Annotated in this window: 9 protein-coding genes; all 9 read right to left on the bottom strand. The window is 69.2% G+C overall.

Going from position 1 to position 14981, the window contains the following annotated elements; translation table 11 throughout:
• Positions 1–55: 55 nt before the first annotated feature.
• A complete protein-coding gene (locus ACXRVZ_RS18795; RefSeq protein ID WP_457420741.1) occupies positions 56–1999 on the bottom strand; it encodes an ATP-binding protein in 1944 nt (647 codons plus the stop codon).
• Positions 2000–2003: 4 nt separating this feature from the next.
• The gene (locus ACXRVZ_RS18790; RefSeq protein WP_457420739.1) at positions 2004–2567 is read right to left on the bottom strand and encodes a YfiR family protein; all 564 of its coding nucleotides are present in this window, start codon (positions 2565–2567) and stop codon (positions 2004–2006) included.
• Complete coding sequence (locus ACXRVZ_RS18785) at positions 2567–4504, bottom strand: TonB-dependent receptor plug domain-containing protein (RefSeq protein ID WP_457420737.1); 1938 nt, start codon at positions 4502–4504, stop codon at positions 2567–2569. Before ACXRVZ_RS18785 ends, ACXRVZ_RS18790 begins: the two co-directional genes overlap by 1 nt.
• A 65-nt stretch (positions 4505–4569) precedes the next feature.
• Positions 4570–5640 carry a MurR/RpiR family transcriptional regulator gene (locus ACXRVZ_RS18780; RefSeq protein ID WP_458232682.1) on the bottom strand — a complete coding sequence of 357 codons (1071 nt, stop codon included), beginning with the start codon at positions 5638–5640 and terminating at the stop codon, positions 4570–4572.
• Positions 5637–6830, bottom strand: coding sequence for a sugar MFS transporter (locus ACXRVZ_RS18775; protein WP_457420733.1), 1194 nt, complete (start codon positions 6828–6830; stop codon positions 5637–5639). Before ACXRVZ_RS18775 ends, ACXRVZ_RS18780 begins: the two co-directional genes overlap by 4 nt.
• A 4-nt stretch (positions 6831–6834) precedes the next feature.
• Entirely contained in the window at positions 6835–8874 is a 2040-nt protein-coding gene (locus tag ACXRVZ_RS18770) for a glycoside hydrolase family 97 protein (protein WP_457420731.1), read from the bottom strand.
• Positions 8868–10382: a tryptophan halogenase family protein gene (locus tag ACXRVZ_RS18765; RefSeq protein WP_457420729.1), complete on the bottom strand. Its 1515-nt coding sequence runs from the start codon at positions 10380–10382 to the stop codon at positions 8868–8870. Before ACXRVZ_RS18765 ends, ACXRVZ_RS18770 begins: the two co-directional genes overlap by 7 nt.
• 282 nt (positions 10383–10664) lie before the next feature.
• Entirely contained in the window at positions 10665–12038 is a 1374-nt protein-coding gene (locus ACXRVZ_RS18760) for an alpha-amylase family glycosyl hydrolase (RefSeq protein WP_457420727.1), read from the bottom strand.
• Positions 12039–12117: 79 nt separating this feature from the next.
• Entirely contained in the window at positions 12118–14961 is a 2844-nt protein-coding gene (locus tag ACXRVZ_RS18755) for a TonB-dependent receptor (RefSeq protein WP_457420725.1), read from the bottom strand.
• Positions 14962–14981: the final 20 nt, after the last annotated feature.

Raw genomic sequence — 14981 nt, 5'->3', positions numbered from 1 at the left:
CGCACATCGCCAGACGGGCCGGCTTGGGAGCGGCCCGGCGCTCGGCCCAAACTGATCAACGCCTCGCTTTGGCGGCCTTCAGCGCGTCATCCAGCGCCGCCATCAGCTTCGCCGGTTCCAGCGGCTTGGTGAGGTAGCGGAAGTAGCCCGCCGCCAGGCTGGACGCGGCGGCGTCGGGCATGGCGTTGGCGGTCAGTGCAATGACGGGGATGTGGGCCGTGCGCGGGTCCAGCTTCAACAGCGACTGGGCCTCGCGGCCGCTCATCGTCGGCATGTTGTTGTCCATCAGGATGACGTCGGGCCGTTCGGCAAAGGCCATCTCCAGCCCGGCACGGCCGTCGGTGGCGGACAGCAGGCGCAGGTCGTGGCGGCCCCTCAGCAGCTCCTCGACGAGCTTGCGGCTGGCCGGGTTGTCTTCCACATAGAGCACGGTCACCGGCGGCTCGCCTTCGCGCGGGCCGGGCACGGGCGGCAGGGCGCCCCAGTCAGTCTCGGCGTGGGGCAGGGCCGGCAACTCGCTGGTGCGCAAATCCACCCAGAACACGCTGCCCTCGCCGGGTGTGCTGTGGGCGCCGATCTGGCCGCCCATCAGCTCGACGAGACGCTGCGTGACGACCAGGCCTATGCCCGTGCCTTGTTCGGGCCCGGCTTCCTGGCCCAGGCGATTGAAGGGCTGGAACAAGGCCTTAACCTGCTCCGGCTCCAGGCCACGGCCGGTGTCGCGCACTTCGATGCGCACCTGCTGCGGCTGGGGTGAGCTGCAGCTCACCTGCACCGACCCGCCCGGCCGGTTGTACTTGATCGCATTGCTGACCAGGTTGAGCAGCACCTGCTTGAGCCGCATGCGGTCGGCCAGCGCCACGCAGCCGCCGCTGGGTGTGAACTGCGTGCTGATGCCGCGCTGCGCGGCCATGGGCTCGATCATCTGGCGGCAGCCGGCCAGCACGTCGTCCAGCAGCACCGGCTCCAGCGACAGCTCGACATGCCCCGCCTCGATGCGCGCGAGGTTGAGGATCTCGTTGATCAGCGTCAGCAGATGCTTGCCGGCACCGACGATGTGCTCGACGAATTCGCGCCGCCGCTCCGGCTTGGCCTCGCCCACCTCGCCGCCCAGCAACTGGCCGAAGCCGATGATGGCGTTCAGCGGCGTGCGCAGCTCGTGGCTCATGCTGGACAGGAACTCCGACTTGGCCCGGTTGGCCTTCTCGGCGGCGGCCGTGGCCAGGCGCAGCTCTTCGTTGGACGACTCCAGCTGCGCAGTGCGGTCGCGCACGCGCGCCTCCAGCTCCTCGTTCAGGCGCATCACCTCCTGCGTGCGCCGCTCGATCTCGCCCAGCATGCCGTTGAACGAGTCGGCCAGCGTGCCGACCTCGTCCTGCGTCGCCTTGGGTGCGCGGCGCGAATAGTCCTGGCGCTGCATGACGTCCCGGGCCACGTCGCTGATGGCCAGGATGGGCTGGACGACGGCGCGCTGCAGCCGCAGCGACAGCAGCATCGCCACGCCCAGTGCCACCACCGCCACGGCGGCGGCGATGCCGAGATAGCTCAGCACGCGGTCGTAGAGCGCGTATTCGGCGCGCAGCAGCACGCTGCCGATCAGGCGCCCGTCCTGCGTGATGGCCTGCACCACGACGAGGTCGCCGCCGCTGCGGCGCACGCCCACCGCCTCGGCCCGCGGCGGCAACTCGGCGTTGCTGGTCGTGCCGGCATAGGACGCGAAGCGATCGCCGTCCGCACCGTAGAGCGCCGCCGCCTTGATCTTGGGCTGCAGGCGCAGCAGTGCCAGGTTCTCGCTGGCAACCTTGTGGTCGTCGAACTCCAGCGCCGGCGCCGTGGAGCGGCCCAGCAGTTCGGCCTGCGTCTGCAGGTCGCTCACCCAGCCCTCGTGATAGGCGCGCAGGTCGTAGGCCACCATGGCGCCCAGCGCCACGAACAGCGCCACCAGCGACGTCAACATCGTGACGCCGAGCATCCTGCGTTGCAGAGAGAGCCTGAACATCTATCTATCTACCCTCAACCCGACGCGCGACGCCCAGAAGGCGCGCGCTGATCTTGAGCCCGTTCTGGGTGGCCGGCGCTAACAGCACATCGAAGCGTACCTTGTCGTCGACCACCACGAAGTTGATCATGCCTGCCGCGCCGCCGGGGTCAAGTTCGGTAACGGTCAGCACCGGCCGGCCGTGCGTGGCGGCCATCATCTCGCCCGCCTGAGCAGACATGACGCGCGACACGAACACGACGTGCAGCCCCTCCGTCGCCTCGCCGCGCGCCAGCCGCTTCACCTCCACCGGATGGCCGGCCACCGAGGCGGCCACAGCGGTGCGGCGGAACTCCTCCATCACCGCAGCGCTGGCGAGCACGCCGATGCGAAACGGCTCGCCCGCCGCGCCCAGAGTCTGGGCCGGCCAGTCGACGTAGTTGCCGAACTTGCAGACGAAGGCGGCCTTGACCTGGTATTCGGCATTGCCATCGTCGTCTCCGGCCCGGGCCATGCCCGTGGCGGCCAGCGCGGCAAGCAGCAGGCTGCGCCGGGCGAGCAGGGACGAAGAGAGGTGGGGGGCCGCCATCAGAACCAGCGCATGCGCAGCTGCAGGCCGACGTTGCGGCCCACTTCCGTGCGCGTCTCGACCGGGCCGAACTCGCCATGGCCGCTGCCGAGCAGGTTCTGCGCGGTCAGCGCGACCTCGATGTCAGGGCCCAGCCGCCCACCCAGGCGCAGGTCCAGCGTCGTGTAGCCCGGCACGGCGGGCGTGCTGAGGGCGCCGACGTGGCGCAGCGTGAGGTCGAACTCGGCGTCTCGCGGCAGGTTGAAGGCCGCGCGCAGCCGCCACAGCTGCCGCGGCATAGCGCCGTCCGCTGCGGCCACCGAGTCGCCGGTGTCGCGGCTGCCGGGCTTGAGCGCCAGGTGAGGGCGCAGCAGCGTCAGCCCGCCCTGCAGCCGCATGGTGGGAATGACCTGCAGCATGCCCCAGGTCTCGATGCCGCTGACATGCCCGCGCATGCCGTTGCCGAAGAAGACCTGCGTGTCGCTCGGCGCCAGCTCCTGGGTGCGCAGATGGTCGTAGCGGCCGTGGAAGGCGGTGGCTGCCATGCGCAGCAGGGGCAGCGGTTGGCCCCGGTAGCCCAGCTCAAGCACCGTGGCCGTCTCGGCGCGGAAACCCGCGTTGCCGTAGAGGATGAAGGGGGGCTGGGCGGGGATGTAGGCGTCGTTGTCCAGCCGCGACGGCGCCCGCACGGTGCGTGCGGCTGACGCCCACCACAGATGAGCGGGCGAGGCCCGCCAGGCCAGACGCACATTGGGCAGCAACTCGGTGCCCGTGTAGTCGTTGCGTTCGGCGCGGGCGCCCAGCGTCAGGCGCAGCGCCTCGGTGAGTGCGATCTCGTCCTGGGCGAACAGGCTGGTCCAGGACTGGCTCAGCCGCTCGGGCAGGAAGGCGAATTCCGGCGCGCTGTGGCCCACCTCGTCGCGTGAGCGGCGGTGGTTGGCGCCGAAGACGACGGTGTGCGCCGCCGCCGGCCGCAGCGTGTACTGCACTTCGAGGTCGGCGATGAGCAGGCGCTCGTCGAAGGTGGGCGGCGTGACGCGGGTGGTGCGGTCCAGATAGCCCTGCACGCTGAGTTCACCGCCGCCAACAGGCTTGTCCCAGCGCGCCAGCAGATTGGCCCCCGACAGGCGGATGGTGTCCAGCGCGAAGTCCACGCCGATGACGTTGATGCTGCCGGGCAGGGGCTGGCCGTGCCGGCCCTGGTAGGCATTGCCCTGCAGCGTGAAGCGGTCGTTGGCCCGGCCCCAGTCGGCGCGAAAGCCCCCTTGCAGCAGGTGGCCGGCGTCATCGACAACGCTGCCAGCGGCCGTCTCGGTGCGGCCCTGGCTGCTGTGCTTGAGGTACACGCGCATGTCGCCGCCGGCCGCGGCGAAGCCCTGGCGCAGCAGCGCGCTGCGCTCCTGGCCGCTGACGGAGGCCGACACCAGCGTGCCGCGCGTGCCCGCCGCGCTGCGCGTGATGATGTTGATGACGCCGTTGACCGCGTTCACGCCCCACAGCGTGCTGCCCGGGCCGCTGCTGACCTCGATGCGCTCGACGTCCTCCAGCGCCACGTCCTGCGCGTCCCAGAACACGCCGGCGAACAGCGGCGTGTAGACCGAGCGGCCGTCGATGAGCACCAGCAGCTTGTTGGCCGAGTCGGCGTTGAAGCCGCGCGCGCTGATGGCATAGCCGCCGCGGTAGACCTCGGCCACGTGCAGGTTGGGCGCCAGGCGCAACACCTCGGGCAGGCGCGTGAAGCCGCTGCGGCGGATGTCGTCGGCCGTGATGACGTAGAGCGAGGCGGCGGCGTCGGACAGGCGCTGCTCGCGCTTGGCCACCGACGTGATCGTCAGGCCGCCCAGTTCCTCAAGGCTGAGGCTGACGAGGGCGTCCTGCGCCCGCGCGCCGGCCGTCGCCAGCAGGGCCGACAGCGTGGCGGCCGCCAGGCGGCAGTGCCAGCTCGGTGACAGACCCATGCAAGCTCCCAGCACCATCCGTGGACGCTCGACGATAGCGCAGCGGCGCGCGGCGGAGCGTTAGATCAGGCACGAAAAGCGGGGTTTGCTAACGCTTGTTTGCGCCGGCCGCTGGTGGCTGGCGGAGAAGGGCCGGGCGCCGGTGCCAGCTCCGCCAGCAGCAGCTGCAGCATCAGCATGGCCAGCAGCGTGGGCGCGGCGGGGGACTCGGCGCCGGTGACCAGTTGCAGCGCCGCAACGCCGGGCTGGTGGGCTTCGGTGATGAGGATGCCGGCGCCCGGTGCGGCCGTGCCCAGGGCCAGGCAGACGGCTGCGCTGGGCCGCTCGCCGGCCTGCACGGGGCGAGCCGGCAGGCCCAGGCGCCACAGCGTGAGCAGGGCCAGGTCCAGCAGCGGCGCGCGGGCGGCGTCGGCCAGCACGTCGATCTGGCGAGCGCCGGTGAGCAGCTGGGCAGCGGCGGCGAGGCGGGAGCGGTCGACGTGGCAGAGTGCGTTCAGACTGCGCGTCAGCAGTGGGTGGCCGGTGGGCGCTTCGCTGCCTGCGTTCGGACTGACGAGGCTCTCCGCCAGCGCGCGCTTGAGCGTCTTCACGCCGTCGAAACCCAATGCGCGGCAAAAGCGGATGACCTGGGGCTGGCTGACGTCGGCGGCCTCGGCCAGGCGCGCCGTAGCCGTGTCCAGCGCGGCGCCAGGGTTGGCGAGCACCACGTCGGCCACGCGGCGCTCGCTGCGCGTGAGCCGGTCGTAGGCGGCGCGGATCTGCGCGCAGACGGCGCCGGTGGCGGGGGTGTGCAGAGAGAGGTGCAGCGCGTGGGCGGCGCCGGTCCAACTGGAGGGGTCCTGCGGCGCCAGGCGCAGCGCACGCGCCAGCGACACCGAGCACAGTGTGGTCAGGCCCAGCCGGCGGCGCAGTTCGTCGGTGGCCATCTCGGCATCGGTGACCAGCACGGCATGGTGCACCGTGCGGTGCAGACCGGCGAGGGCGTCGGCCAGCGCCGGTGCGAGCTGCGCGCCGTCCACGGCGGGCTCATCGCGCAGATGGGCGCGGCGCCCGTCGGCGTGCAGCAGCAGGGTGYGCAGCCGCCCCTCCTGCCAGCAGGCCAGCAGCCGGGGCCAGGGCGCCGCGTCGGTGGTCACTTGAAGAGGCCCAGGTGGCGCCAGCCGTAGAGGGCGATGCCGGCGTAGCAGAGCGCCGGCACGGCGAAGGACGCCTGCAGGCCAATGACGTCGGCTGCGTAGCCCTGCAGCAGCGGCAGCAAGGCGCCGCCGACGATGGCCATGCACAGCAGGCCGGAGCCCTGCGCCGTCTGCGCACCCAGGCGATGCAGCGCCATGCTGAAGATGGTGGGGAACATGATGGAGTTGCACAGGCCCACGGCCAGCAGCGCCCACATCGCGACCGGGCCGTGCGTGGTGACGCCGACAGCGATCAGCGCCACAGCCAGCGCGGCATGCACGGCCAGCAGCCGGCCCGGCGCCATGAAGCGCATCAGGCCCACGCCGATGAAGCGGCCGACCATGGCGCCGCCCCAGTAGAGGCTGAGGTAGGGCGCAGCTTGCGCGGCGGTCAGGCCGGCGGCTTCCTGGATGAAGTTGATGAGCAGGCTGCCGATGCTGACCTCGGCGCCGACGTAGAGAAAGATCGCGACGACGCCCCACAGCAGATGCGGGTGGGCGCGGGCGACGGCCAGGCTGGACCCAGCAGTAGGCGTCGCCTCATCGGCAATGCGCGGCAGGCGGGCCAGCGCGAAGAGGCCGGCGAGCACCAGCAGCGCCGCACCCAGCGCGAGGTAGGGGCCTTGCACGCTGCCACTCGCACCCTCGGGCAGGATCAGCACGCCCAGAGCGGGCGCCACTGCCGTGCCCAGCGAGTTGAAGGCCTGCGTCAGCGTCAGCCGGCTGGAGGCGGTGCGCGGGTCACCCAGCGCCGTCACATAGGGGTTGGCCGCGACCTGCAACACCGTGATGCCGGCCGCCAGCACGAAGAAGGCGAACAGAAAGAGGGCATAGCCGGCGCTGACGGCGGGCAGGAAGAGCAGGCAGCCCACGGCCGCGACGACGAGGCCGAAGACGGCGCCGCGCTGATAGCCCAGGCGCTGGATGAGGCGCCCGGCCGGCAGCGATACGAGGAAGTAGGCGCCGAAGAAGCAGAACTGCACCAGCATGGCCTGCAGATAGCTCAGCGTGTAGAGCGCCTTCAGGTGCGGGATCAGCACGTCGTTGAGAGCAGTCAATAGCCCCCACATGAAGAACAGCAGTGTGACGATGGCGAGCGGGGCGCGGCTGTCCGCAGCTTGAGCGGGCAGGGCGGTGGAGGCAGTGGTCATGTCGTTAGGGCAGGGACGTGAAGCGGATGGCCTGGCCGCCGCCGGGGGCGAGGTTCAGCGGCAGCGTGTCGGAGGACTGCACGGTCTTCTGCTCGGTGACGAGGTCGAAGCGGCGCTGGGCATCGCGGTAGTCCGCGTGGTCGCCGTCGCGGTAGATCTCCGCGCGATAGCGGCGGCCGGGCGTGAGGAAGGCCAGCGGCAGCGTCAGCCGGCGCGCGTCGCCGTTGGTGATGGCGCCGACGTACCAGTCCTCGCTGCGCCGGTCCTTGCGAGCAATCGTCGCCACCTCACCCAGCTCGCCGTGGATGACCTTGGTCGTCTCCCAGTCGGTCGGCACGTCCTTGATGAACTGGAAGGCCTTGGGCCAGCGCTCGTAGTGCTCGATGAGGTCGGGCACCATGACCACCGGCGAATACAGCGCCACGTAGAGCGCCAGCTGCTTGGCCTGCGTGGAGTTCAGCTTGCGGTCGCCGGCGCCGTTCAAGCTCAGCACGCCGGGCGTGTAGTCCATAGGCCCGCTGAGCATGCGCGTGAAGACGAGGCCGACCTCGTGTCCGACCGGGTTGATCGGGTCGCCCCAGGCATTGAACTCCTGACCGCGTGCGCCTTCGCGCGAGACCCAGTTCGGGTAGGTGCGCCGCAGGCCGGTGTCCTTGACGGGCTCATGCGTGTCGATGGCGATCCTGTGTTTCGCGGCCTCCTGCACCGCCTTCAGGTAGTGGCGCACGCCTTCCTGCGATTCGGTGAAGCCGAAGTGGGTGCCGTTGCCATTGGCGTTGGCGAACTGCGCCGTGCCGATGTCGGTCACGTAGCCGGACTTGACGACATCCACGCCGTGCCCGGCGTAGAGCGCATACGCCGCGTCCATCTGCGCCTCGTAGCGTGCGACGTTGCCGCCGGTCTCATGGTGGCCCACCAGCTTCACGCCCTTCGCCTTGGCGTAAGCCGTGACGGCTTCGAGGTCGAAGTCGGGCATGGCCTTGGTGTGATCCATCGCCGACTGGCTGCCAACCCAGTTGCCGTCCCAGCCGATGTTCCAGCCTTCCACGAGCACGCCGCGAAAGCCATTCGCCGCCGCGAAGTCGATATGGCGCTTGGTGTTGGCCGTCGTCGCGCCGTGCTTGGCGCCGCTGGCCCAGCTGGACTTGTCCAGGTGCATTTCCCACCAGACGCCGACGAACTTGCCCGGCTGCACCCAGCTCACGTCGCCCAGCTTGTTGGGCTCGTTGAGGTTGAGTTCGAGGTTGGACTCGTAGAGCGCGCCGGCCGAGTCCGCCACGCGCAGCGTGCGCCAGGGCGTCGCAAAGGCGCCCTGCTTGAAGACCGTGGCGCCCTGCGTGCTCGGCGCAAGCTGCGCGCGCAGCTTCTGGCCGCTGACCTTGCGCACCCACATCGCTGCGTAGTCCACCAGCGCGGCCTCGTGCATCGCCAGGTGCACGCCGCTCTTGGTGCGCATCGTCAGCGGCGTGTTGGCCAGGCCCACCTCGGCCAGCGGCGTGCGCTGCGTGACGTACTCCAGCACCAGGGCCTCGCCGGCCGGGATCCACCAGGCCGTGGCGGGCTCGGCGATGTCGAACTCGGTCAGCTCGTCGCTGATGCGGGCGACGGGCAGTTGGGCCTGCTGCGGCAGCTCGTAGCGAAAGCCGAAGCCGTCGTCGAAGACGCGAAAGCGCAGGCCCATCGCGCGGCCGCCCTGGCCGGGCTGGGACAGCTCCACCATCAGCTCGCGGTAGTGGCTGCGCACGCGACGGCTCTCGCCCCAGGGCTGCTCCCAGGTCTCGTCGTGGTCAGTCGTCTGCTGGCCGACCAGCTTGAAGCCGCCGTCCAGCTGATGGGCATTGGTCAGCAGCAGGCCCAGGCGGGAGGCGTTGATGAGCGGCTTGCCCGCACGGTCCACGCGGTAGGCGATGCGGCCTTCGCCGGTGAGCTGCAGCGTGACGACGAGCTGCTTGTTGGGCGAGGTGACGGTGGCCAGCGTTTCGTCGGCTTGGGCGGTCGTGCAGAGGACGAGGGAAAGGAGGGCGAAGAGCCGGCGAGTCAGCATGTCTGGAGTTCCTGTGAAGCGCAGTTCGCCGCGATGAAGTCGGCATGACTCGGCATCTGCGCGACGCAGCGCTGGATGACGGCCTGGGTGTCGCCGAGATAGTCGCTGATCTCGTTCTCGGACAGGGCCTCGGCCAAGGGATGGTGGCCGGCAGGTTTGAGGCCCTGGCCATGCAGCACCTGCAGCCAGCCGACCTCGGAGAACAGCTCGTCGCCATGGCGCACGATGCGACCGCTGGCGCGCCAGAGATCGAGCTTGTCCTGCAGCGTCTGCGGCACGGTCATCGTGCGGACGTGGTCCCAGAAGGCGCTGTCGCTGCGCGTGGTGGCGTGATAGTGCAGGATCAGGAAGTCGCGGATGCGCTCGGTCTCGAAGTCGCTCTGGCGGTTGAACTCGGCGATGTCGGCCGGGTTGAAGCCACGGTCGGGGAAGAACTGAATGAGTCGCGCGATGGCCGACTGCACGAGGTGGATGGAGGTCGACTCCAGCGGCTCCATGAAGCCCGACGACAAGCCAATGGCGACGACGTTGCGGTTCCAGACCTTGCGCCGGCGGCCGCTCTCAAAGCGCAGCACGCGCGGCTCGGCCAGCGCTTCGCTGTCGAGGTTGCGCATCAGCAGTGCCGCAGCCTCGTCGTCGCCCATGGCCTGACTTGAATAGACATGGCCGTTGCCGGTGCGGTGCTGCAGGCCGATGCGCCATTGCCAACCGGCCGGCCGTGCGGTGGCGCGGGTGAAGGGCGGCAGCTCATCGGCGAGCGCGCTGGGCACGACGACGGCGCGGTCGCAGGGCAGCCAGTGGTTCCAGTGCTCGTAGCCGGTCTTCAGCGTCTGCTCGATGAGCAGGCCGCGAAAGCCCGAGCAGTCGATGAAGAGATCGCCTTCGATGGTCGCGCCGCTGGCCAGGCGCACGACGCTGACGTGGCCGTTCTCGTGCAGCTGCGCGTCCAGCACGCGGCCCTCAAGGCGTTGCACGCCGAGCTTCTCTGCGTAGCGGCGCAGGTAGCGCGCGTACAGGCCAGCGTCGATGTGGAAGGAGTGAACGATCTCGGCCAGCGGCGAGCGCCCGAGGCTGGTGTCGGCGCGCATGAAGCGGTGTGCGCGGGCGGCGGCGCCGTTGATGGAATAGGCCCACAGGTCCGGCGCCCGGCCGGCCTGGTGCATGCGCAGCCAGTAGTGGTGGAAGGGCAGGATGCTGGAGCGGTGACCGATCTGGCCGAAGGCATGCAGGTAGCGGTCGTCAATCGCGCCCCAATCGCAGAACTCGATACCGAGCTTGAACGTGGCCTGCGTCTCGCGCATGAACTCGTTCTCGTCGATACCCAGCAACTGGTTGAAGTTGCGGATCATCGGGATGGTCGACTCGCCGACGCCGACGGTGCCGATCTCCTCGGACTCGACCAGCTTGATCGTCACGCGGCCATTCGTGACCTTGGCGAGCGCGGCGGCCGTCATCCAGCCGGCGGTGCCGCCGCCGACGATGACGACGGTGTTCAGGTTGTCTTGCACGTCATTTCCTAGTTGCGCCTGGGATGGGCCGCGGGCTGCGGGCAGGGGCGTCCACTCCATGTCCCCCGGGCGCTACGCGCCCTCCTCCTTTACTTGCGTGGCCACCCCTACCCACATCCCGCGGCAGGCCACAGTTCGTTATCGCCCCGAAGCAGGGTGGTGGGGTGCCCCCGAGGCGCAAGTAAAGGAGGAGACCGCGCAGCGGGCGGGGGACATGGAGCCTCGGGGGTACCCCGCCGCCCTGCGCCTTGCGCGAAAACCTTCGCATTTGCAGACGCCTGCTCATTGCACGAAGACGCGCCAGCCCCAGGCCGGCAGGCTTAGCGAGGTGCCATCGTCCAGCTTCACGTCAGCACCGCCGTTGAAGTCGGCGTAGCGGCCGGCATGGCGCGGGCCAGTCAGCTTCACATCCACCGCTTTGGCGGAGAAGTTGAAGACCGCGACGACCTTGTCCTGCTCGTTGCCGCGCACAAAGCTGAAGACCTGCTTGGGCGCGCTGTTGGCGATGGGCTCCATCACCGCGCCATCCGCGCCGTTCCATAGCGCCTTGTTGCGCTTCTTCAGCGCTATGAGGCGGCGGTAGAGGTCGGCCTCGGGGGCGTCCTTCCATTGGATCGGGTCACGCTCGAAGAAGGCCAGGCGCTTCCTGTTGCCGGCCTCCTGGCCGTTGTAGATCAGCGGCATGCCTTCGCTGATGAAGCTGAGCACCGTCACCGCGTCCGCCGCGCCGCCAAAGATCTCGTGCTCGGTGCCTTCCCAGGCGTTCTTGTCGTGGTTGGTGGCGTAGAGCAGGCGGTAGGCCTCGCGTGGGTAGAACTTACGGTTCCACGCGTAGTAGGGGTAGAGCGAGGTCGCGTCGGCGCGGCCTTCGGCGATGAGTTTCAATGCGTCCCACCACGACCAGGCGTAGGTCGCGTCGAAGGCTTTGGCGTGCAGGTCGCGGCTCTCCCATTCGGCGAGCAGGAAGACGGGCTTGATGGCGCGCAGCTCCTTGGCGGCCTGCTCCCAGAAGTCCAGCGGGCTCAAGCCGGCGGCGTCGACGCGGTAGCCGTCCACGCCAGCCTCGCGTACCCAGTAAACCAGCGCTTGCGTCATGTAGCGGCGCAACGCGGGCTTGCTGTAGTCGAGGTCGATGATGTCGTCCCAGTCGTACCAGGGCGTGGGGCGGAAGCCCCCTTGCTCGTCGCGGTCGTACCAGTCGGGGTGGCTCTTCACCAGCACGTTGTCCCAGGCGGTGTGGTTGCCGACCCAATCGAGGATGACCTTCAGCCCCAGCGAATGCGCCGTGTCGACGAAGCGCTTCAGGTCGGCCAGCGTGCCGAGCTCGGGGTTCACGGCGAGGTAGTCGCTCACCGCATAGGGGCTGCCGAGGGCGCCCTTGCGGTTGACCTGGCCAATGGGGTGGATGGGCATCAGCCAGAGAATGTCGACGCCCAGGTTCTTGAGTCGCGGCAGCTGGGCCTCGGCGGCGCGCAGCGTGCCCTCGGGCGTGAACTGGCGCGTGTTGATCTGGTACAGCGTCGCGTTGCGCGCCCAGCTCGGGTGCTGGACGTGGACGTAGGGCTTGGGCTCGTAGGCGGCCGGTGGCGCAGCAAAGGCCGACGCGGCACAGCAAAGCAGCGCGGCGGCAAGCGCGCGGAAGAAGGAGGGGATCACGGCGGTCGGCTCTTGTCGGCAACTGTTCGGGAGAGGCCGCGCCCGGCCGGCGATCCGGTCGGGCGCGGTTCGGGGCTGATCAATATTTGTAGTTCAAGCCCAGTCGATACGTCTTCCCGTAGACCACCTCGTTGGTGATGATGTTGCGGTCGGTCGTGTACTCCCTGAACGGCGTGTTGTTCAGGTTGTGACCTTGCAGCAGCACTGACAGGCCCTTGAGCCAGCCGCTCTGCAACTCATAGCCCACCTGCGCGTCGACGATGGTTTCACCCTTGATGAAGGTGAACTGCGAGTCGCTGCGGTAGTCCAGGATCTGGCCGATGAAGTCCGAGCGCTTGTGCGCCGCCCAGGCCGCCTGGAAGCCGGCACGCTCGTAGTACAGGCGCAGCGTCGAGACCTTCTTGGACAGGCCCGGCAGGCCGATCTCGGTGACGGCGCCTGCGAACACCGGCGAGTTCTGCGGCGACACGAAGCCGCTGGTGGGCAGCCGCACCGAGCTGGACGTGTGCGAGTGGTTCAGCTGCGCGCCGAAGCCGTCCAGCCAGTTCAGGAACATGCGCCCCGGCAGGTTGATGGACACCTCGAAGCCCTTCAGGTTCCCGCCCTCGCCGTTGATTGGCTGAGTCAGGGGCCCGACGCTCGAGCCCGCAGACGGGCCCGTCGTAGGCAGCGGCGTAGACCCGTCGATGTAGGGCTTGAAGTCGAACGGGCGCGGCACGTTCAGCACGTAGTTGTCCAGCTTCTTCAGGAAGCCCGCCACGCTGATGTAGCCGTACTTGTCGAAGTACTTCTCGTAGGAGATGTCCAGCGCCTTGGCCGCATAGGGCTTGAGCTGCGGGTTGCCGGCAAAGCCGCTCAACGAGGGCTTCAAGTCACTGGCGGCGGGCTGTTGCACGTCCAGGCTGGCGCGCATGTTGTCGAGGTTGGCGCGCGCGATCTGCTTGCCCAGGCCCAGGCGCAGCAACTGCTGGTTGCCGAGTTCGAAGGTCAGGTTCAGTGCCGGCAGGAAGTGGTTGTAGCTCGTGCCCTCGCTGCGCACGGTGTAGGGGCATGTTGCCTCCGTGATGCCTGTGCAGGTGGCCTGGTTCACCTGGTTGCCGGTGGCGTTCTGGGCGGTGTGCACCAGCTGCGCGCCGAAGTTGCCGCTGTAGGGAATGCCCATCAGCTCGCCGCCCAGGTCGGCCAGCGCATAGGCCGTGGTGACCTTCTCACCCACCGTCCAGTTGCGCGCCAGCACGTTGCGGTCCACCCAGCGGGCCATCTCGTAGATGTTGCCGAGCGATCCCGTCGGGTCCCAGGCCGCGACCTCGATGCCCGAGGCGCCGGCCAGGGCCGTCTCGGCGCCGGGGATCTTGGCGCCGGCATAGCCGTCGACACCGCCCTTGATGGCCAGGCGGCCTTCCTGGCCGGCGCGGACCTTGTCGCGCTTGGACAGGTTCACGCCGAAACGGCTGCCGGTGACGGGGCCCCATTCGATGTCGTGATGGGCCGTCAGGCGCAGGCTGGTCAGCGTGTCCTCGATGGTGGGCAGCGCGGCATAGCCGGCCTGCGGCGTGGCAGGGCCACCGCCCCAGCCGTTCACGTCGGTCAGCAGGATGGCATTGCGGTCCGTGAAGCTGATGCTGGGCTTGTACTTCACGTCGCCGAAGTTGCTGCCGTTGAAGCCCGTGTAGCTCATGGACGCCAGCTGTGCTGCCGGCGTGTTGCCGAGCTGGCCCGCCGTCGTCTCGAAGTTGCTGATGTTCTTCACGCCGTGCGAGCGCGAGGCATCGGCCTCCCAGCGCCAGTCGCCGGTGCGCAGTTCGCCGTTCCAGCCCACGGACATCAGACGGTCCTTGTTGGAGAACATGTGGTTGCGCACCACGCCCTTGTAGTTGCTGAAGGTGCCGCTGGTGGCGATGCCGTTGCTGATGGTCGCGTTGGTCAGCGCGCCGTTGGGGTCGTAGATGCCGGCGCCGAAGGCGACGGCGCCTTCCAGGCCGGTTTGCTTGGTCTTCTCGGTGCCAGCACCGTAGAAGACGTCGAGCGTCGTCTTGAACTCGCTGTTGGGCTTGTACTGCAGCGTCAGCGTGGCGCCGTCGCGGGTGCTCTGGCGGTGCTGCGTCTCGTACTTGAAGCCGTTGGGTACCGTCACCTGCTGGCCGTTGTAGTCGACCTGGCCGGTGCCGCCGCCCCAGCTGTCAAAGCGCAGCTCGCCGCCGTTGTCCTCACGCAGGCTGGACAGGGCCACCGCCACACCGAGCGTGCGGTTGGCGAACTGGTCGACATAGACCAGGCTGGTGCGGTGGCCGGAGCCGACATCCGTGCCCGAGCCCACGCCGATGCGCTCCTTGCGCGCGTTGACGGCCAGCGTGCGCTTGCCGTGGTCCAGCGGGCGGATGGTGCGCATGTCGATCGTCGACGCCAGGCCCTGGCCAACGAGGCCGGCATCGGGCGTCTTGTAGATCAGCAGGCTGCTCAGCAGCTCGGCCGGGAAGAGGTCGAACTCGGGGCTGCGGGCGTCGCTGGTGGAGGCCTGCTCGCGGCCGTTCAGCAGCGCACCATTGAAGGACGGTGCCAGGCCGCGCACGCTGACGCCGGCGGCCTTGCCGTTCACCTTGCTGCGCTGCGTGGCCACACCGGCCACGCGGCCGATGGACTCGGCCACTGTCACGTCGGGCAGCTTGCCGATGTCTTCGGCGGACACGGATTCGACGATGGATGATGAATTGCGCTTGGTGGCGATGGAGTCTTCGATGCTCTTGCGGATGCCGGTGACGACGACCGTGTCCAGCGACTGCGGCGTGGCTGGCGGCGTGGCCTCCTGGGCATGCACGGCCTGGGCGCCGAGCAGCAGCAGGGCGCAGGCGCGGGCGACGGGAAGGGTATTGAGTGCTCGGGCGCGCGCCTGGCGCGGCGCTCGTGCGGCGGTGGAATGGGCCATGTGATCTTGCCTCTCGAATG

The organism is Roseateles sp. P5_E8, from assembly GCF_054177665.1.
The sequence above is the reverse complement of the archived record's forward strand: the minus strand, read 5'-3'. Positions and strand labels throughout refer to the sequence as shown.